This window comes from Lentimicrobiaceae bacterium (assembly GCA_028697555.1).
GTDB lineage: Bacteria > Bacteroidota > Bacteroidia > Bacteroidales > UBA4417 > UBA4417.
The window spans coordinates 1-21,828 of record JAQVEX010000041.1; the positions used below are offsets into that span (position 1 = coordinate 1).

Sequence of the window (21,828 nt, forward strand, 5' to 3'; positions counted from 1 at the left end):
TGGTATATCGTGTTTTTGCCGTAGTAAAACGAGATGAACCGTACTATAGACTGGCTGTTTGAAACACCAAAGATAAATTTTTAAAAAAAACTTAAAAATAATTTGTTTTTAACTTAGAATACTCAGCAACCAAAGTCAGAAATTAGAAACACCAACATTTTCGGCACTTTGGTGGCTGAGTTTACCGAAACCCGATAGCCTTCGGCACTCAGTGACCGAAAATGTCGAACCCGAAACACGCACCGCCAACTTCAAGGTTTCATCGTACAAAAAGGAAATTAAATAGACCCTATAACTTTCTTCTTTTTCTGTTTGCCTAATTTAGTTCCAATAAATTCTCTGTTGAGTCGTGCAATAAAGTCCATAGAAACTTCTTTCGGACATTCTGCTTCGCAAGCTCCTGTATTAGTGCAGTTACCAAAACCTAATTCGTCCATTTTGGCAACCATTTTTTCAACTCTATGGTACGCCTCAACTTTGCCTTGTGGTAATAATGCAAGGTGCGACACTTTTGCTGCAACAAAAAGCATAGCCGAAGCATTTTTACAAGCCGCAACGCAGGCTCCGCAACCTATACAGGAAGCAGCATCCATTGCCAAATCTGATTTATCTTTAGCAATTGGGATTGCGTTAGCATCGGGCACACCGCCGGTATTGACAGAGATATAGCCTCCTGCTTGCATAATTTTTTCAAATGCATTTCTATCGACAACTAAGTCTTTAATAACCGGAAAAGCCGCCGACCTCCACGGTTCGACGTATATGGTGCTGTTGTTTTTAAACTTTCTCATGTACAGCTGACAGGTCGTAATAGCGTCGTCGGGACCGTGCGGACGTCCGTTGATGTACAGACTACAAGTGCCGCATATTCCTTCACGGCAATCGTGGTCGAATGCGACAGGGTCTTTTCCTTCTTCAACAAGTTGATTGTTTAATATGTCTAACATTTCAAAAAAAGAAGCGTGTTCGCTAATATTATCAACGATATACGTTTCAAATTTACCTTTTGCTTTGGCATTTTTTTGACGCCATACTTTTAATTTGAATTTCATGGTTTTATTGTTTTAATGTCAATGTGCAGCTGTGGTGGTTGGTGATTGGTGGTCGGTGATTGGTGTGTGTTACAGGGTGCGAACCACGAACCACGTAATCTATAACTTCCGACTTCGGTCTTCCGACTTCCAACCTTACTGAAATCTGCATATTCATTTCTTGATTTTATTTATATGACCTTTGTTCAACATCAACAAACTTGTAATTAAGTTGTTCTTTGTGCATTACCGGCTTGTTGCCTTCGCCTTTGTATTCCCAAATCGAAACATACATAAAATCTTTGTCGTTACGCTTGGTTTCGCCGTCTTCTGTTTGGTGCTCTTCTCTGAAATGCCCACCACATGATTCTTCTCTGTGTATAGCATCATGAGCCATAAGTTCGCCTATTTCAAAGTAGTCGGCAAGTCGTAAGGCTTTTTCAAGCTCCATGTTCATTTCTTCATTGGTTCCCGGAACATTCAAATCCTTCCAAAACTCTTCTTTAAGTTCCTTTATCAGATCAACAGCTTTTGCAAGTCCTTCCTTATTTCTCGACATTCCAACGTATTCCCACATGATATTTCCTAATTTTTTGTGGAAATGATCGACACTGTGCTTGCCTTTTATGTTAAGCAGTTTGTCTATTTGACTCCTAACTGCCTTTTCAGCTTCTTCAAATTCAGGAAGATTGGTATCAATACGTTTTACTTTTATTTGGTCTGCCAAGTAGTTTTGAATAGTATAAGGCAGAATAAAGTACCCATCGGCTAGACCTTGCATAAGCGCAGATGCACCCAATCTGTTAGCGCCGTGATCGGAGAAGTTGGCTTCGCCGGCGACAAACAAACCTTCGAGAGTTGATTGCAATTCATAATCGACCCACAAACCTCCCATAGTGTAGTGAACAGCCGGATATATCATCATAGGTGTTTCGTAAGGATTTTTATCGACTATTTTGTAGTACATCTGGAATAAGTTGCCATACCTTTCTTCTACAGCATCTTTACCCAATCTTTCTATAGCTTCTTTAAAATCTAAATAAACTGCAAATCCTGATTTTCCAACTCCGTAACCTGCGTCGCAACGTTCTTTTGCAGCTCTTGATGCAACATCTCGTGGAACTAAGTTACCAAAGGCTGGATATCTGCGTTCTAAGTAGTAATCTCTGTCCTCTTCCGCAATATCTTCGGGTTGCATTTTTCCATTTCTAATGGCTTCTGCATCTTCTTTGTTTTTAGGAACCCAAATTCTACCGTCGTTTCTAAGGCTTTCGCTCATAAGCGTAAGCTTAGATTGATAGTCGCCATCGACAGGAATACAAGTTGGGTGAATTTGCGAAAAACAGGGGTTGGCAAACATAGCTCCTTTTTTGTACGCTTTCCACACAGCACTGCCGTTGCTAGCCATGGCATTTGTTGATAAAAAGAATACGTTTCCATATCCGCCGGTAGCTAAAATAACTACGTGAGCCGAATGTCGTTGTATTTCTCCATTAGTCATATCTCTGGAAATAATACCTCTAACTTTGCCATCGACTATAACTACGTCCATCATTTCATTTCTGGTATATAGCTTTACGGTGCCTTTTTCAATTTGTCGGCTCATAGCGCTATAGGCTCCTATCAGAAGCTGTTGTCCGGTCTGACCTCTTGCATAGAACGTACGTGATACCAAAGAGCCACCAAATGAGCGGTTCATTATCAATCCGCCGTAGTCGCGTGCAAAAGGAACTCCTGTAGCAACTGACTGGTCGATGATTGCGTTGCTTAGTTCTGCAAGTCTATATACGTTGGCTTCGCGAGCTCTGTAATCGCCGCCTTTTATAGTATCATGAAAAAGTCGGTAAACGCTGTCGCCGTCGTTTTGATAATTTTTGGCTGCGTTTATACCACCTTGTGCTGCAATACTATGGGCACGTCGGGGACTATCTGAGAAACAAAACACCTTAACATTAAATCCCAACTCGCCTAACGATGCAGCAGCAGACGCTCCGGCTAAGCCGGTTCCAACTACTATTATATCTAGTTTTCTTTTGTTTGCAGGGTTTACTAGATTTATTTCTTCTTTGTACTTTGTCCATTTATTTTCTAGCGGACCTTCAGGTACTTTTGATTTAAATTCTATCATTTTTTGTATTGTAAAAGATTATGTGAAATAAATATAAATGGGTATAATTGCAAATCCCAAGGGAACTAATATTGAATACAGCAGACCGCAAAATTTAATAAATGGCGTGTATTTACTGTGGTGTAATCCCATGGTCAGAAAAGCCGATTGAAATGCATGGTTTAGGTGAAATCCTAAGAAAACCATCAGAATAGTATATAATACAACGTAGTATCCGTTTGAAAACAACAGATGACACATATTATAAAAATCGAGAGTATCAACACCTTCGGGGGCAGAGACCCAACCTAACTTTACGAAATAAAAGTTAAAGAAGTGTATTAGCAAAAATAATAATACTATTATTCCGGTATGTATCATGTATTTGGAAAAAAACGAAGTGTGCGAAAATCCTTCAATCTTGTATCTGATAGGTCTCGAACGCCAGTTTTTTATCTGAATGATTATACCCAAAATAATGTGTAGCAAGAAACCGAACATCAATACATATTCAAATATTTTGATAATCAGATTGCTTGTCATAAAGTCAACGGCTTTTCCGTAAAATACTCCGCCGTCGTTGCTCAGTAAAAACAAGTTAATAGTAAGGTGTACGAGCAGGAAAGTTATAAGAAACAATCCGCTCAGAGCCATTATTATTTTTTTCGTAATTGACGAGAAATGCAATAGTTTACTTTTCATATGTCTTTATTATTTGATTTAATGTAATTTTTCAAATTATGCGTTTTCATCGAATGAAGAAGCAATTCAGCATACAAACATAAAATCTTGTTCTCTTATGCATAAGAGAATTGCTATCTTTTTCTTTAATGTTGAATTACTTTAAATTTATCGCCTGTAACTTTTATAAGATTTCTGTAATATTCTTCGCTATAACCCGGTTGTTCAATTTTAGGCGCATAATATTTATAGCCTGCGGGAACTTCGCGTGGGGTTTTGATATTACCATCTAAATATTTAGTAAAAAGAAATCTGTACAATTGTTTCCACTCTCTAACAGTATTAGCACCTTGCGAAACTGAGAAGTTTGTCAGGAACTCAATTGCTTCTTCGGGATTTTGACGATATTTTTCCTGAGCAATTTTGTCAACCACTGGGATCAACGAGAAGTAGTATTCTTCTAATTCGCTTTGTTTTGGTTGTATATCTTTAATCATGTCGCTGTAGCGGGTGTAAGCTAAATTACTAACCTGATTAAATACCCAAAATGCCGCATTGTCGCTAAATTCCATAAGGTCTCCGTTTCCAACGGCATATTCTATAGGTACTCTCGTCATACACGAGTACATAGGAGTGAATACAGTTGTGTAGGTATCGTCAACTCCAAACCAAATAATACCACCCAAAGTGTTTATTGGTGCAGGTCTTGACTCAGCTACAAAAACAAAGCCTGTTTGTTGTGTGCTGGTAGCTCTTTCGTGGAAATACTCAACACCATCGACTTTCCATGTCATTGGTCTCCATCTGACAATAGAATTGTAAGGACCGCCACCAATATCTTTGCTCATATCAAGGTCGGTATCTTGGTAGTAATCTCTCATAAGTCCGAAAACTTCCTTGCGTGATAGTTTATGATTAGGTTTTACGTACAAAGGCATTTTGTTGGTAAGGTTTTCGCCTTTTGCAAAATCAAGATATTTATCCATTCCGTCGGTAATTCTGTTAAAACCGCTCCAAACTCTAGCTTCGCAAAATCTGGCTGCGCCGAAATCGATTGGTGCGTAAGCATCGCAGAAACTGAAATCTTTATCATCTCCATTAAAATATCCGTTTTCTCTAGCAAAGCTGATAACATCGGATGAGAATATGCAATTTTCGGGGTCGTTTTGGTTGAATTTGTGAATACGAGCTTGATTTGCGTGTCCCGAAACGTATCCGTCGGGAATGCGAATTGCAACCCAAACAGCTCCTTTGTCGTGTTTTATGGTTGTTTTTTTGTTTTTACCTGTTACAAGTTTAGGACTTCCTTTACCTATTAGCTCCATGTACCAAATTTCGTTGGGGTCGCTGATTGAGAATGACTCTCCTGAGCTGGCGTAACCGTATTTTACAACAAGGTCGGCGATAACGTCAATAGCTTCGCGAGCAGTTTTAGCTCTTTGAAGCGTTATGTATATTAGGCTACCGTAGTCCATAATGCCGGTTGTATCAACCAATTCAGATCTGCCACCATAAGTGGTTTCGGCAATAGCTAATTGATGCTCGTTCATGTTTCCTACAACGTTGTAGGTTTCAAGAGCTTGTTCAATTTGTCCTTTGTATTTTCCGGAATCCCATTCGTAAATGTCTAACATGGTTCCTGCCGGATATTTAGCAGCTTTCCAATAGTATAATTCGCCGTAAAGTGCGTGCGAGTCGGCTGAATAGCTGACAAAGTTGGAGCCGTCTTTTGAAGCTCCTTTTGTTACCATAAAATTTGTGCAAGCGTTTGCTTTGTAACCCATTGTTACCGTTAAAGCTGCAATTAGAGTCAGTGTTAAAAAATGTTTCATAAGCATTTATTATTTTGTTTAAATTTAGATATAATTCAAGTATTATTAGCGTTGACAAATATATACATAATTTGCTTACGATAAAATATTTTTGGATTATTTTATCATTTACGAATTTTGCACTTCGCTCAAAGGTATCTCTATAAAGAAAGTTGTTCCGACGTTTTCGGCAGTTTCAAACCATATCCTTCCGTTGGTTTCAATAATAATGTTTTTGCACATTGCCAATCCTAAACCCATTCCTGTGGTTTTGGTAGTAAATTCAGGCGAAAATATTCTGCTTTGCTTTTCCTTTGGAATTCCCATACCGTTGTCTTTTACAGAAATTAGGCATTTTTCTTTGTCGGTGTTGGCGATTATTTCTATTTCAACAATGCCCTTTTTGTACGTGGGTATAGATTGTAAAGCGTTTTTTATAACATTATTGAAAACCCGAAGCATGTGGTTGCTGTCGGCGTAAACAAAACATTTAGAGTATTTGTTGTTCAGAATTATACTTCTGTTCTTTTGTCCTTTAAAAATTTCAACCGATTGTTGAATAATTGGTATAATGTCAATTTTTTCAATTATTGGCTTAGGCATTTGTGCGAAATCGGAAAATTCGCTTGCTATGGTTGAAAGTGTATCAATTTGCGTGATGAGAGTTTCGGCAAATTTTTTGAGTCGCTCTTCTTTATCGGGACTGTCTTCTTCCCATGCCTTCATTAAGAGCTGTGTGCTAAGTTTGATAGGCGTTAGCGGATTTTTAATTTCGTGTGCAACTTGTTTTGCCATCTGCTGCCATGCTCCTTCTCGTTCTGTTTTTGCTAGAATTTCGGCGTTTTTTGCAAGCTCGTCTATCATTCTGTTGTATTCTTCAATCAGCTTGCCTATTTCATCATCTCTGTGCCATTCTATTTTCGCATTAGTATCGCCTATTTTTACTTTTCTGAACTTGTTTGCAATTATCTGTAAAGGTTTGGTTATGTACGAAGTAACAACATAAGCCAAAAACAGAGTAATTATGGTTATAACTATGTAAACGTTTGAGAAAGCAATAATAACGTTAGATGTTTTTTTAACTATATCGTCTTGCTTTGTGTAATAAGGCATGTTAATTATTGCCACCGATTTGTTATCGTAGTTACGAATGGGCGTGTATGCCGATAGGTACTTATAAGTTCCGATGTTTTCTTCGTTGAAAACGAAGGTTTTTTTGTTTACTTCTAATCTATAAAAACAATCTGCGTTTATTTGTTCGGATACTAATTCTTTATCGAAGATTTTGCTCCTTGACGAAGATTTAACAAAACCTTTATTGTCGTATATTATGATGTCGGTAAAATACCTGTCAGAAAGGTTTGTAAGTGTTGTGCTAATTATATCTTCTTTTTCTTCATCATCAGTTTCGCCCGATAAATAATAAATTATTTCGGGATGGCTTTCAATTTCTAAGACTATAGTGTTCAGCTTTTGCTTAAGTAGTTCTACCGTTTGTTCTCTATTTATTTGATATATAACGTTTAGACTGATTGTCGCTAATATTAGAGTTATAAATATTACTAAAATAATAACGCCTATTTGCACCTTGTCCCTTAAGGATACGTACGAGATTTTGAAATCGTTTTTGATATTGCTGCTTAAAATTAAAATAGCAACTGTGTACAAAATCATCAAAACTAAGAGATATGCAAAAGGCGAAATCACTTCCACAATCGTATCATTTTTCAACGAAAGCAGTACTGTTGTCTCGCTGTTTGGCGAATAAACCAAATGCGAATGATCTTGAAAGTTTATGTAGTACATATTATCTTCTTCAAAAGCAGGGTGAAACTCGACATCGTATGAGAAATCGCCGACATTTCGTATAAGTTCATTATTCAGATAATATGCGTAAGAGTAATTGTTCAAAGAATTGTGTTTAACATTTTCGATGAGCAGTTCGGGATAGCCTTCGCTTTTCCACAGCTTGTTTGAAGTTATTTCTATGTAAATAGTGAAAGTTTCGTCGCTTTCGCTGTCGAATGTAATTTTACCCATGTAATACATCACGTCCACCGATTGCCTCAAAAAGTACAATCCGCTTGTACTAATGGGTCTCATGTAGTTTGAAATATAATTGCTGAAATACTCGTTGCAATTTTCTTCTACATTTTGGGGTTCAATTATAAGTTTCTTTTGTGCATTACATATGGTTATGCGAGTTTGATATCTGTCCCAAAATCCGTTTAAATGCTTTTGGTATATGTAGTTAATGATTTCATTTTCGGTGGAGCTATTGGGACAATTATTTATCAGATTTTTAATTGTGGTATCGGCAGATATGTCTTTTTTAGTCGCTTCAAAGTAAAATTCAAGCATATTGTCTCTCGCATCAGCCAACTGTGCGACTATAATTTTTCTGTTGTTTCTTTCTCTAATATCTTCGGTTCTGTTTATTATAAATGTCCCGTAAATACTCAGTACAGAGATAATAATAATTCTAAGTACGTTGTTGTTCGATTTAACGAATGATGCATCTTTAATAAAACTCAATGCAAAAAAGACTATAACAAGAATTATTTCCGAACTCAATAATGTTCCGCTTTTTAATAAACTGAACACTATTATAATAGTTATTATAGTCAGACTTATTATCTGTTTTTGTTTTGCGCTAATATGTTTAACTGAAGATGTATAATACCAATGGCTGTAAAAAAACAATATTAATAAAACGCAGGCTATTCCCATTATTGCGTAGTGCGATACGGCGTCTAACGACAAAATGTTCTCAAAATCGTAATCTATGGTAGAGTTTAAAATCAGAGTACGAATTAAATATGCTGTCATGTATATTACACCTATCAATATTAGTTGTAATGCTACTTCGACGACAAGAGCATATTTTTTTGAAAGGTTTTTTTGAAGTTTTAGAGGGTTGTATTTGGTCAGCAAAAATGTAATTTGCAAAATCGCAATCATATTGAGCAAAAAGTCGCCAATTGAAGGCAAAATGCTTGATGTTGCGTAATGGTACGGGTCGAACAGACTTGTGTTGTAAAATATATCGGGTATTTTGTAATTCTGTTGTATGTACCTTAACAGTATCACTAACAAAACAAATAGCAGATTGGGAATTACTTTCTGTTTCTTATGTCTGAATATGTACAAAATCGAAAAGTATATAAACGAAATCAGCAGTATTAGCGAAGCAATGTACAATATGCTGCTTATATAAATAATTCTATCTCTGAGCTGTTTTTTTTGCTGTGGAGCCTTAAGCGAAAATAGGTAGTTGTTGTCGCTGTCGAATATGGGATTTTCTTCGGAAGTATCTAAATTTATGATGTAATTGCTGTTTACTTTCAGAGCTTTATTGAACTCGTCGGGTAAGTATTTGTTTTTGTACGGATAACTATATTTTATCAATTCAACGCCTACAACTGTGTATTCGCCGACTTTCTTTTGCTTTTGCAAATAAAATCCGTTTCCCTTTTTAACTACCTGAGTTTGTTTATTCGTGTACGTTAATATCTGCTCTGCAGGATAAACGTTGTCCGACCAATAAGTCAGACTGTCATTTTTATAGATTACGACTTCGGTTTTGTCTTCCTTGTACAAATTTTTATAATGCTGATGCAGATAATTTCTAACCGACGATTGGTCGTCTAACTTAAGCAAACTGATTTCTTCTATTTTTTCGTCTAATCTGTTTTCAAAAGCGATTATTTTTTTCTGAACTCTTGAGACAGTTATTTTTTCGGTATTGAAATAATAATAAACGTATTGTAAAAGCAAAGCCGACCCAAAAGCAATAATTAAACTTATCAGTAAGTTTCTAATTTTCGACTTATATACTTTTTTTGTCAGCATTTTACTTATAGGTTGCGTGTGTCAGGCGTCTTTATTGGCTTTCAGGACTTTTGTTTTTTAAAGGGCTATTTGCTTAATATTTTCTTAGTTTTTACAAATACATCCATAAAGATAAAAGTAAATTATTTAGTACTTTTTTTTGCTAAAATATAAATCATACTGGAATAACCCCTTTTTTTTGCATAAAATAAATTAGATATCAAGCCGATATAAATTGCTCTAAAAATATTTCCTTTCTTATTTATGTTTTTTTCGCTCATAATGCTGATATAAAACGAGTCGAATTTGAGCCCTTTAGTTTTAATTAGCTGTAAATCAGTATTTTGAAGCAGGTTTTTTATATCTTTCTCCGAAAAATGCCATAAATGTCGGGGTGTATCCAATCCTGCCCAATATTTTTTGTAAAATTCGGCATCTTTGGAATTTATATTTGGTACTGCAATAAAAATTTTGCCGTTGTTTTTTATCAGCCTGCTTATTTGTGTAATTCTTTCGCTAAGTTTGCTCACATGTTCAAGCACGTGCCACATTGTTATTACATCGTACTTTTTGTGTTCGGTTTCATCCAAAAAATCTTCATCTTTCAGCTCGATTAAAAAATTGTCTTGTGCATATTTTCTAGCGGTTATGTTTGGCTCAACTCCATCGACTTGCCAATTTTTAGTTTTCATGTAGTTTGCAAAATATCCGTTTCCGGCTCCAATATCTAACAGACTACCTTTATCAATATATTTTTTAATTGTTTTGTACTTGCTTTTTGTATTGAAAATTTTTACAAAGTTGTAAAGTTTGCTAATTATCCCCGATTGATTTTTTTGACTATGCGAAATGTAGTTTTCTGTTTCGTAGTACTTGTATAAATTTTCTTCTTCGGGTTGCGGATTGGTAAATTTAAAACCACAACTTTCACATTGCGTTATCACAAACTCTTCATCGGTCAGAAAATAGTCCTTAGTTTTAAGCCATTCGCTTAATTTATTATTATTGCATATTGGGCACTTTTCAATCGTTTTCATTTTTTCAATTATCAATTAATATCTGGCTGTTGGCTTTTAGCTTTTAGCCGTTAGCTGTGATTTGTGAGTTTTGAGTCGGCCCCTAAGTTTGGGAGAGTTCTGAATTGGGGTACTCGAAACTCGAAACTCAAAACTCGGAACTCTCCCGTTCCACGTGGAACTTTTTCTTTACTTTCCTAAATATACAAGCAGTACAGCAATGTCAGAAGGCGAAACTCCGCTTATTCGCGATGCTTGTCCTATATTTTTAGGCTTTATTGCCATAAGTTTTTGTCTAGCTTCCGTTGACAAAGATTGTAGCTTGTTGTAATCAAAATCGGGTTTGAGTTTCAAGTCTTCAAATTTCGACAGCTTGTTTGCTATTTCCGCTTCCTTCTCTATATATGTTTTGTATTTAATTTCTATTTCGGCATTCTCGATAATTTCTGAATCGTAATCAGAAAATGTCGATAATTCATTTTCGGGATTAACATTTTTGATAAGTTCGGGCAAAGATATTTCCGGACGTAGAACGAGATTTACAATTTTAAATTTTTGCTTTATTTCAGCAGAATTAATACTAGTCAAATAGTCGTTTATTTCGTCTGGAGCTATACTTTTTTCATTAATCAATTGAATAACCGAATTTATTCTATCGCTCTTTTCTCTCCATTTATCAAATCTTTGTTGCGATGCTAATCCTAATTCGTAGCTTTTTTGAGTAAGCCGGGTATCAGCATTATCCTGACGTAATAAAATTCTATGCTCTGCTCTTGAAGTAAACATTCTATACGGTTCGTCAACGCCCTTTGTTGTCAAATCGTCGACTAAAACACCTATGTACGCTTCAGACCTTTTTAAAATAAATTCATTTTGGTTTCTGAGCTTCATTACAGCGTTAACAGCTGCATACAAACCTTGCGCTGCTGCTTCCTCGTAGCCTGTAGTGCCGTTTATTTGTCCTGCGAAAAACAAATTTTCAACCAATTTGGTCTCCAAAGTCGAGTATAATTGCAAAGGAGAAAAATAATCGTATTCTATGGCATAACCCGGACGATAGATTTTAGCGTTTTCTAAACCTTTTATTTGTTTCAGAGCTTGGTATTGAACTTCGGCTGGCAACGACGAAGAAAAACCGTTTAAATAATATTCGTTAGTGTTCCAACCTTCTGGCTCAACAAATATTAAATGTTTTTCTTTATCAGAAAATTTTTGGATTTTATCTTCAATAGATGGACAATATCTCGGACCAACTCCTTGTATAACGCCTTGCAGTAATGGCGATTTATCAAATCCTGTGCTTAAAATTTCGTGTACAATTTTATCGGTATAGGTTAAGTAGCAAGGTTTCTGATTTGTTACAGGTTTTGTATCGGAAAATGAAAACTTTCCGGGATTTTCATCACCATGCTGTATTTCCATTTTAGAAAAATCAATAGTTCTTCCATCAACTCTTGCAGATGTTCCGGTTTTTAATTTTTCTGATTTAAAACCATGACTTATTAAATTTTCGGTAAGACCTTGAACATTTTCTTCTCCGTACCTTCCTCCATTAATTTTATTTAGCCCTATATGAATAGTTGCATTTAAAAAAGTGCCATTAGTTAGAATAACCATTTTGGAATAGAATTTATATCCCAATTTGGTTACCACTCCGCAAACTTGATTATTTTTTACGATAATTTCAGTAACGGTATCCTGCCACAAATCTAAATATTCAAAACTTTCTAAGGTCTCTCTCCATTTTATTGAAAAAAGAGTTCTATCGTTTTGCGAGCGTGGACTCCACATAGCAGGTCCCTTGCTTCTATTTAGCATACGGAATTGAATAGTGCTTAAATCGCTGACAATTCCTGTATAACCTCCTAAAGCATCTATTTCTCTAATTATTTGACCTTTCGCAATTCCTCCCATAGCAGGATTGCACGACAATTGCCCATAAGTATTCATATTTGAACTAATAAGCAAAGTCTTAGCTTTCATTGTGGCACTACACGCTGCAGCTTCGCAGCCGGCGTGACCTCCTCCTACTATTATTATGTCGTACTTTTCAAACAATTTATTAATGTTTCACGTGGAACATTTATTTATTAAAAGATAATTTAGAAAGATAAAAATCTTCCTTTTTTGTCATTATTTCTTTGTCGGATTTGCTGCCATCTTTATAACCTAACAAGTGCAAAATTCCATGTACCATAACTCTATGAATCTCATCGGCAAAGCTACAGCCGTAGGTCTTGGCATTCTCTTTTACCATCTCGACATTGATGTATATTTCTCCGCTTATGCAATTCCCTTCAGTATAATCAAATGTTATTACATCTGTTCTTGTATCGTGTTGCAAATAGTTTACATTCAAATTGTAAATATATTCATCGGTGCAAAAAATGAAGCTAATTTCTTCAAAAGTTTTGTTTTCATTTTTTACAACATCAATTATCCATTTCCTAAGAACTAACCTATTCTTTGGTAAATAATTCTGACCGTGTGTAAAAAATTTAACCTTACCTGTTTTCATTATTGTTGCCAAATGATTGAATGTATTTTTCTGTTTTGTTTTTGTAGAAAGGCGTAAAGTTCAAGGGAACCTTTTCTAAAACTTCCTTAGTGTTTTTCTTCTGCATTTCAAATTCCTTAATTGCCTGTGGCGGAATTCTATCAATTTCCGAACCTTCTATTGATTCGCGGCGTTCTTCCTTTTCTCTTTCCATTTCAGCTTTTTCGGACTTCAATAATCGAGTTAGAATTTCCTGCTGACGTTCTATGGTTTGCTGAGTGATATTTTTATTTACAATATCAATCTCTGTCTTTTCCATATCTTCCAACATCTTTTTAATTTCGGGATCTATGCCTGTCCCTTTTTTCTGCATCTCTTCAGCTATTTGTTGCATTTGCCTCCTGATAGCTTCCTGCTGAGCAGCCATTCTCACCAAACTCTCACTCATGTTCTGCATACTTTGCTGACCTGCTTTTTTATTTTTACCGGGCATTTTATTTCTGGCATCATTTAGTTGCTTGTTCAATTGCTCTTGCAACTGACGCATTGATTTAATTTTACCCGATTTGCCTGCCCCGGGCTTTGGTTTACCCGAATTACACTTGCCGGATTTACAATTCATCTGACTGTCTTGTAAATCGGTAAGCACATCTGCCAACATGTTAGCCAAATTGTTCATTCCCGTCATAGACGATTGTTGCCTAACAGCAGCACCTCTTACGTTTCTTTCGTTCAAAAGAGAAATTGCATCGTTTATGTTATTATTAACGTCGGTTACTTCGTTTAAAATATATCTTTCAACGCTTTGCTGACGTTTACTCATTGCCACTAAACTATCCTTTATTAATAACATATCGTCGTTGATGTTTTTTTGAACCACAATAATTTCAGGAAATTTTGGATCGGATGTTGAAGTTTTGTTTGCAGCTTTCATGTTGTCTTCTTGCATTATCGAAAGCGTAATCAAATTGGAAAGCAACCTTCGCATTGTTTCTATATCTTCGCCTAATCCTTCTGCTTCCATATCAATTTTCATTTGTGCAAATAATTCACTTAATTGTTTCATAAGCTCCGATGCTTTATTCTGACTCTCCGATGCTTTATTTTTATTCTTTTTTTGTATTTCCTTTAAACTATTATCAAGCTCATTATCAATATCTTGCGTCTCTTTTTCGGTACTTTTAAGTTTGTTTGGTTCTTCCAACTCTGAGTTCATTTTATGCAAATCTTTAACATCGTCTTTTATCTTATCGAACTGAGAGTTTATTTCTTTTTGCTTTTCTTCTGTTTCCTGAAAGTCCTTTCGTTTATTATCTATGGTTTCTTTGCTTAATTCTTTTTGTTCTTTTGAAAGTTTGTCAAGGTCGCTGATAATTTGCTCAAACTTTTTCTCTAATTCCAATTGTTTGAACAGTTCTAATTGACGGTCGAGCTCTTGTTCTAACGAATTGCTGCTCTCTTCTATATTTTTGAGCATATCCGAAATTTTCTCCTTATCAATATCGTCCAACATTTTTTGCAACTCTTCAAAAAGTTTTTTTAATTCGTCAGACATTATTTTATCAAGAAGCTTTTCTAACTCTTCTTGTTTTTCAACCACTCTCTCGCTGTATTCTCTAAAACTCTCCTTAAGATTATTTTCCTTGTTTTGTTGCTTTATATCTTTTATCTGATTTTCGATATTCTGCTGATTTTGCATCAATTGCTCAATGCTTTGCTTGTCTTTCCAATCAATATTAGGCTTGTTCAAAAGATTTTTCCTTAAGTTGTCAATATCCATTTTAAGGTTTTTGGTTTGGTCAATAGAATTGGTAAGACCCTCAATCATTTCTTCTCTGCGTTTTTTGGAAGCTAAATCTAATTCTTCTTTTGTTGGCATTTTATATTTTTTCAATATGCTTTTAGTCGATTTAGCTCCGTTTACTTCATCATTATCAAAAACTTCAAAATAATACGATATTTCATCACCCGGCTTCAAGCCTAAATTCATTAAATCGGTGGTGTAATAAAAATCCTCCTGAATTGATGTTTTAGCAATGGAAATATCAATCACTTGCGATGTATCGATATCTGCTCCGTTAATTTCAAAGTTGAAAGTAAGTCGGCTAAAACCGTAATCGTCTTTTATTCTGCCCAAATAATAAAGCCTGTAGTCAAAAATACTATCGTTATACTCTTGAACCGAAATAGTTGGATATAAATCAGGAATAGTAGTTACATTATACCTTAAAGTATCGGTATTTACAAGCAAACTGTTTGCAGAAACAATTTCGTAATCGAAAGAATTTCTCAAAACCATAGTTTTACTAAACACATTAGACTTGTTATTCCCCAACGTGTCGACACTATTAGAAGAAATGAAGCATAATTTTTCCGTATCTTTTGTGTAAAAATTCCATTTTGCTACAGTTCCTTCAGGAACGCTTATATCGCCCATATTACTGACAGTTTCATTGTTTAGTCCGGTATATTTGGGATAAGTCAACTGTATATCAAAATCGTAAATTACTGGCTTTGGCAAGACTTTCAATAAATATTCTTTGGTATTAAACTCACCGGCTTGTATATAAAATTTAAGGTCGCTGTGAACTTTTTTAAAAGTATATTCATATTCAGTTAAACTATTTTTTTTAGCTCCAATAATGTTATTATCAGAAACCACAAATAGCTCGCTTGGAATTTTATCGCCTTTAAGCTGTATGTTAAGCTTAAAATCGTCGTTTTGAACAACTTCCAATTGAGTATTTGTTATAATAATATCAAAAGGTGCTTTTTTCTCAAATACTGTATTATGATTTATTATCCTTTTAGATGGCTCAACTATAAACGAAGGGAACAATATCAACATCAACAGAATGACAAGTACGGGAGGTAAAGCGTACTTAACGTATTTTAAATTGTTCTTTAAATTAACGGCGTTGGAAAACTTAAAAGGGCTAAGTTGTTCGGTTTTTTGTTTTATTCCGGCAATAATCAACTCATTATCAACAGTATTCTCTGATAATTCCTTAAGTTGCAAAGTATTAAGTAAAACATCTTTTACTTCCGGAAAATGATTCCCAATAATAACTGCAGCTTGTTTATGACTTAATGTTTTCCCAATTTGAAACAGTTTTATAATAGGGATAACAATAAAGAAGGTAATAATAACAACGCTCAATAATACAATTGAATAAAACAATACAGAACGTATAATCGTGCTGAACCAAGAATAATATTCTAAAAAGTTGATGATTAAAAAGTATGTGCCTAATGCGGCAAATGTGTATAATATGCCTTTAATCAGTTTATTCAGATAATATTTTCTTATAAACTGCTCTACGTTTTTAATTAGTTTTTCGTACGCACTGCCCATACTTTGCAATATACAAATTAGTTTGCAAAATTACAAAAGTCTAACGATTTAGATTACATTACAAAAAAAACTTTGCTTTTCAATAAACATCATTGATTAAAAATGGCTTTTGGCTGTTGGCTTTTGGCTGTTGGCAATTATCAATTATCAATGAACAATTAGTAATTAGCCCCGAAGTTTCGGAAATGATAATAAAAAGCTAATGGCTAATAGCAAAAGGCTAAGAGCTACGTAGCACGTAACACGAAACATCTTTTTATGCACAATACAAACATTGATGAAAAATGATTAATTTTGCAACTTTAAAATTTTTGAAATTATGAGAGAAATAAGGGTTCGATTTGCTCCAAGTCCGACTGGTCCGCTACATATTGGCGGTGTACGTACTGCACTTTACAATTATTTATTCGCTAAGCAAAACAATGGTAAATTCATTCTCAGAATAGAAGATACCGACCAAACCCGTTTTGTTGAAGGAGCCGAACAATACATTAATGAATCCTTTGATTGGTTGGGTATTCCTTTTGACGAAAGTCCCGAAAAAGGTGGGAAATACGCACCATACAAACAATCGGAGAGGAAAGATATATATGTAAAATATGCTCAACAGCTTATTGATAGCGGGCATGCATATTACGCTTTCGATACTCCCGAGCAACTAAACGAACTTAGAAATGATTTTGAAAAAAAGGGAGAAACATTTCAGTACGGAATAAATACACGAGCTTCGCTTAATAATTCTTTGAATATGAGCGAATCGCAACTCAAAGAAACTATTGACAGTGGCGTACCTTACGTTATTAGAGTTAAGATTCCTGAAAATATTACCGTAAATTTTACTGATATGATTAGGGGTGATATCAGTGTTGATTCAAATCAGTTGGACGACAAGGTTTTATTCAAATCCGACGGCTTGCCAACCTACCATTTAGCTAATATAGTTGATGACTATTTGATGAAGATATCGCATGTTATAAGGGGCGAAGAGTGGTTGCCATCGGCGCCGTTGCACGTTCTTTTGTACGAATTTTTAGGAATAAAAGACGTTATGCCTCAATTTGCACACCTGCCTTTAATTTTAAAACCAAATGGTGGCGGAAAGTTGAGCAAACGAGATGGCGACAGAATGGGCTTCCCAGTATTTCCGTTACAATGGACAGACCCCGAAACAAAAGAAGTATCTTCGGGTTACCGCGAAGCCGGATATCTGCCACAGGCTGTCATTAATATGCTTGCACTTTTAGGTTGGAATCCGGGAACGGAACAGGAAATATTTTCAGTACAAGAACTAATAGAAGTTTTTTCAATAGACAGAATTAGCAAATCAGGAGCACAATTTGACCCTGCTAAGGCTAAATGGTTCAACCATAACCATTTAGTATTGCTACCACCCGAAAAACTCGCAAAACTACTTGAACCTTATTTAAAAGAAAATAATATTGATGCTACACCCGAATATGTTCGTAATGTTTGCGAACTGATAGCAGATAGACTCACACATATACCCGACTTGTGGGAGCAATCGAAATTCTTTTTTGTTGAACCCGAAGAATTCAACCAAAAGGCAATTAAGAAATATTGGAAAGAAAATACCAATACATTGTTAAACTTGTTCTTAGACGAATTAAATAAAATTGAAGAATCTGATTTTAACAAAGATAACCTGCATGAAATTACTAAACAATTTGTTGAAAAAAATAATGTGGGTTTCGGACAAGTTATGAACCCTTTAAGAATATTAATTGTTGGAGATAATTTCGGTCCGGGAATGATGGAAATAATGCAAACCTTTGGAAAGCAAGGTGTTACGGGCAGAATTGAAAAAAGTTTAAAAAATATTTAATATGCTTGTAGGGGTATTTCCGTTTTGAAGTGTCTTTAGTATAAGGGATGTTTTATATTTAACGCTATGAATAGAATTATTACAAAATTCAATTTGGGTGGTATGCCTGTATTTACCCATATGGGCTTTTCTTTCTTGTGTTGTGATTTTTCTAGTATTTTATTAAATATAAAACAAAATAAACAAACTGACTTATAAGCATCTTTGCTTTATTGGTCGGTTTTTTTTATTTTAACCTGAAAAAATTAAATATAAAACATACTATTAAATTAAATATTAACTAAAACCATAAGACACGAACAAAAGAAAAAAGTAGAGCGCCTTACCACGTATAACAAATAAATAATGTGAGGCACTGGCGCCAGGACAAAAATTAATGCCCATACGTAAAAAATCAAATTATTATTAATTAAATCACAAATAAAACATGAAAAAATTATTCACACTGATGTTCCTAATGGTTTTTACTATAGCAACATCATTCTCACAAGTAATTATTTCTGAAAGTTTTGAATCTGGTACATTCCCGCCCGCAGGTTGGACAATTAAAGATCCAACCTCTATTACGGACTTTTCGTGGTACCGAAGTGGTAGCGGATCTACATTAGGTGGAGGTGCTCATACAGGAAGTGGAGTAGCTTATGCTAACAGCGGTGATTACTCGTCCTGGGGACACAATGTTAGTCTCGTAACTCCTTCTTTTAACTTAACCGGTTTAAACAACGTAAAAGTTAAGTTTTGGATGTACAGAAACAATCGTTACGCATCCTATGTCGATTACATTGATGTTTACGTAAATACTTCTCCAACAGGAATGGGAGCAACTTTATTAGGAACAATACATCGCCATCCTACATTAGCACCAGCAGTTGGCTCCGTTACTGGTTGGTATGAATGTACTTTTAACATTCCTGCAAGTTACAATGGTAGTACTAACTACATTATATTTGATGCTTATTCGGACTGGGGTGATGATATGAACATTGATGATGTTCTGATTGAAGTATCAAATCCTCCTTTACCTGTTATTGCTGCTCATCCTATTGATGGAGCTACAGGTGTACATATTAACACACAGCTACAATGGGATATTAACCCGGCTGGTGGAAGTCCTGAACAGTACAAAGTTTATGTTGGAACAAATAATCCTCCTACAAACTTAGTTAATGGTGCTACTACTACCAACAGATGGTACAACTTAAACAACTTAATTAAGGGTACAAAATACTACTGGCAAATAGTACCTTCTAACACATCAGGTGCTGCAGTTGGTAACCCAATTTGGTCGTTTACCACAGCAACATACGGTTCTCTTGCAGGTACTGTTTACGATATTGACGGTGTTACACCTGTTGCAGGTGCTACAGTGTATTTGACGCCCGCAGTAGCAGGTGTATTGGCTCAAACCACAGGTGCTGACGGTACCTTTAACTTTGGTGATAATAATATACCTGTTGGTTCGTACACAGTTGGTGCTGAAGCTACTGGATATACTATTACAACGGTACAAAACGTAGTAATAGCGTCCAATACTACTACAAACATTAGTATAACAATGCAACAGCCAAATATGGCTATTACTCCAAACCCATATAACCAAGTACTTAATCCTAACGAAGTATTTACAGGTCAATTGAATATAGATAACTCAGGAACAGGTGCTTTGGAATGGACTGCTACTATTGGCGGATGGAGTTCAGCTAACCATGATTGGTTAGATGTTCCCGTACTTAGCGGAACTGTTGCTTCTGGTAACAACCGTAACATTGCTGTTAACTTCAACGCTACAGACTACGAAGCAGGACAGTCGGAATCGGCTGTTATTACTTTTACTTCGGTAAACCAAACTATTAATGTCCCTGTTGGCATGATAGTTATGGGTACACCATTGACTCCTGTTAGCTGGACGACAGCTGCTGTAACTAATCAGCTTAACGGTAATACTATAGTTTCTTGGAGCCACCGTCCTGAACCAGGAAGCGGTTTCCAATTCTATTCAATTAGCAGAAACGGCGTACAAGTTCACGTTGCTACATCAGGTAACACATGGAATGGTGACGTATTGCCAGGATATGGCTTATACGAATACTGCGTAAGCGCTGTATATGCCGATGGTGCTACAGCTCCGGCTTGTGCTGAAGTTGAATGGTCATCACCTGAATTGGTATATGCTCCAACATCACTTAAAGACACATTGTTTGCTGGAGAAAACAGACCTATAGGTCCTGTTAGATTGAATATAGGAAATACAGGGTTAGGAACTTTAGTTTATAACCTTAACTACGGAGGTCTTCCTCCACTCAGTATCCCTACTTACTGTACAGCTTCCGGCGGTTGTGATGAGTATATCTCGAGAGTACAATTCGCAAGCATAGATAACAGCTCGGCTTGTACACAATATGGTAACTATACACACTTAATTGCTAAAGTTGAGAAAGGACAAACTTATCATCTAACTGTTAGCAATGGTAATGCTTGGGGTTCCGACGCTATTGACGTTCACTTCGATTGGAACAGAAACGGAGTTTTTGAAGCTTCAGAAGGGCAAACTATTTCAGGTAATAACCCTGGAACAGCTAACATTACTATTCCGACAACAATAGATGACGGATTTGTTGTTATGCGTATTAGACTACGCTACGGTGGTAGCATTAACCCATGTGGTGCTACATCATACGGTGAAGTTGAAGATTATACATTATACGTAGGTACAGGAACTTTCATTTCTGATGCACAACCAAAACAAGGAACTGTTCCGGCTAACGGAAATCAAATCGTTGATGTTTGGTTTAATGCAAACGGTGCTTACTCAGCTCCTGGTGTATACAATGATGATATTGAGCTTGTAACTAACGACGTAAATAATCCTAGTGTAAATATTCCAGCAACTATGACTGTTCTTATACCGGGAACTTTAGAAGGTACTGTTACCGAATTTGGTACAAACCAACCTCTATTTAACGTTGCTGTTACAGTTGGTGGTAATACCACATACACAGACCAAAACGGAAATTACAGCATGCTTCTTGCTGCCGGTAACTACACCGCTACATACGACTTGTTAGGATACCAAACTGAAACTAGACCTTTCAATATTACAGAAAACGTTACTACAACTATTAACGTTAGTATGAAAGAACTTGCCAACGCTCCTAACTGTGCTAGCGCTGAAGTTAACCCTGAAGATACCAGAGCTCTTGTTGAATGGTGTGTGCCTCACGGTCCTTACCAACTAGGATATGACGACGGTACTGCCGAAAACTACACGGCTTGGGCTGATGCCGGTAACGTTAACGCTGTGAAATTCACTCCTAGAGGTTATCCTGCTACCATAGTTGGCGGTCGTTTCTACGTTGGAGACGGTAGTTTCCCTGTTAACGGAAACGTTATAGGCCAACCTTTCGACGTGATTGTTTACGCTGCTGACGGTGCTAACGGAATGCCCGGTACTGAACTTGGCGTGGCTATGGCTACTGCTGATAACTTCGGTTGGGTTACTGTTGGCGGTCTAGATGCTACCATTACTGAAGGTGACTTCTACCTTGGAATGCGTCAAATGACTGCTGCTCCTAACTGCGTACCTTTGGGTGTAGACGAAACGCTTCCTAAAGCTTTCAAGAGCTACTCAATTAACGAAACTAATGGTGGAAGCTGGG

11 protein-coding genes are annotated in these 21,828 nt (G+C 36.0%); 2 read left to right on the plus strand and 9 right to left on the minus strand.

Annotated features, from left to right (window positions below):
• Nucleotides 1-278: 278 nt before the first annotated feature.
• From PHP31_07350 to PHP31_07390, 9 genes are all read right to left on the minus strand, one after another.
• Entirely contained in the window at nt 279-1,052 is a 774-nt protein-coding gene (locus tag PHP31_07350; protein MDD3739094.1) for a succinate dehydrogenase/fumarate reductase iron-sulfur subunit, read from the minus strand.
• A gap of 166 nt (nt 1,053-1,218) precedes the next feature.
• A complete protein-coding gene (locus PHP31_07355) occupies nt 1,219-3,159 on the minus strand; it encodes a fumarate reductase/succinate dehydrogenase flavoprotein subunit (GenBank protein MDD3739095.1) in 1,941 nt (646 codons plus the stop codon).
• 18 nt (nt 3,160-3,177) lie between these two features.
• The gene (locus PHP31_07360; GenBank protein MDD3739096.1) at nt 3,178-3,840 is read right to left on the minus strand and encodes a succinate dehydrogenase cytochrome b subunit; all 663 of its coding nucleotides are present in this window, start codon (nt 3,838-3,840) and stop codon (nt 3,178-3,180) included.
• Between the two features lie 125 nt (nt 3,841-3,965).
• Complete coding sequence (locus PHP31_07365; GenBank protein MDD3739097.1) at nt 3,966-5,651, minus strand: C69 family dipeptidase; 1,686 nt, start codon at nt 5,649-5,651, stop codon at nt 3,966-3,968.
• A 108-nt stretch (nt 5,652-5,759) separates the two neighbouring features.
• Nucleotides 5,760-9,482: a HAMP domain-containing sensor histidine kinase gene (locus PHP31_07370; GenBank protein MDD3739098.1), complete on the minus strand. Its 3,723-nt coding sequence runs from the start codon at nt 9,480-9,482 to the stop codon at nt 5,760-5,762.
• A 122-nt stretch (nt 9,483-9,604) separates the two neighbouring features.
• The gene (locus PHP31_07375; protein MDD3739099.1) at nt 9,605-10,498 is read right to left on the minus strand and encodes a class I SAM-dependent methyltransferase; all 894 of its coding nucleotides are present in this window, start codon (nt 10,496-10,498) and stop codon (nt 9,605-9,607) included.
• A gap of 168 nt (nt 10,499-10,666) precedes the next feature.
• Nucleotides 10,667-12,535 (minus strand): tRNA uridine-5-carboxymethylaminomethyl(34) synthesis enzyme MnmG, encoded by a 1,869-nt coding sequence (gene mnmG / locus PHP31_07380; protein ID MDD3739100.1) that lies wholly within the window; start codon nt 12,533-12,535, stop codon nt 10,667-10,669.
• Between the two features lie 25 nt (nt 12,536-12,560).
• Complete coding sequence (gene ybeY, locus PHP31_07385; GenBank protein ID MDD3739101.1) at nt 12,561-12,995, minus strand: rRNA maturation RNase YbeY; 435 nt, start codon at nt 12,993-12,995, stop codon at nt 12,561-12,563.
• On the minus strand, nt 12,982-16,329 hold the full coding sequence (locus PHP31_07390) for a hypothetical protein (GenBank protein ID MDD3739102.1): 3,348 nt from the start codon (nt 16,327-16,329) through the stop codon (nt 12,982-12,984). The genes ybeY and PHP31_07390 overlap by 14 nt, the downstream gene beginning before the upstream one ends.
• Nucleotides 16,330-16,648: 319 nt before the next feature.
• On the opposite strand from PHP31_07390, the gene gltX reads away from it, so the two are divergent.
• Both gltX and PHP31_07400 read left to right on the plus strand, forming a co-directional pair.
• Complete coding sequence (gltX, locus tag PHP31_07395) at nt 16,649-18,172, plus strand: glutamate--tRNA ligase (protein ID MDD3739103.1); 1,524 nt, start codon at nt 16,649-16,651, stop codon at nt 18,170-18,172.
• 427 nt (nt 18,173-18,599) lie between these two features.
• The coding region (locus PHP31_07400; GenBank protein MDD3739104.1) for a carboxypeptidase regulatory-like domain-containing protein at nt 18,600-21,828 on the plus strand (3,229 nt) is incomplete at its 3' end.

Excerpts from the sequence above, each read along its gene's own strand:
- PHP31_07355 (MDD3739095.1), bottom strand. The coding sequence starts at position 3,159 with ATGATAGAATTTAAATCAAAAGTACCTGAAGGTCCGCTAGAAAATAAA.
- PHP31_07365 (MDD3739097.1), bottom strand. The coding sequence starts at position 5,651 with ATGAAACATTTTTTAACACTGACTCTAATTGCAGCTTTAACGGTAACA.
- ybeY (MDD3739101.1), bottom strand. The coding sequence starts at position 12,995 with ATGAAAACAGGTAAGGTTAAATTTTTTACACACGGTCAGAATTATTTA.
- gltX (MDD3739103.1), top strand. The coding sequence starts at position 16,649 with ATGAGAGAAATAAGGGTTCGATTTGCTCCAAGTCCGACTGGTCCGCTA.
- PHP31_07375 (MDD3739099.1), bottom strand. The coding sequence starts at position 10,498 with ATGAAAACGATTGAAAAGTGCCCAATATGCAATAATAATAAATTAAGC.
- PHP31_07370 (MDD3739098.1), bottom strand. The coding sequence starts at position 9,482 with ATGCTGACAAAAAAAGTATATAAGTCGAAAATTAGAAACTTACTGATA.
- PHP31_07390 (MDD3739102.1), bottom strand. The coding sequence starts at position 16,329 with ATGGGCAGTGCGTACGAAAAACTAATTAAAAACGTAGAGCAGTTTATA.
- PHP31_07350 (MDD3739094.1), bottom strand. The coding sequence starts at position 1,052 with ATGAAATTCAAATTAAAAGTATGGCGTCAAAAAAATGCCAAAGCAAAA.
- PHP31_07360 (MDD3739096.1), bottom strand. The coding sequence starts at position 3,840 with ATGAAAAGTAAACTATTGCATTTCTCGTCAATTACGAAAAAAATAATA.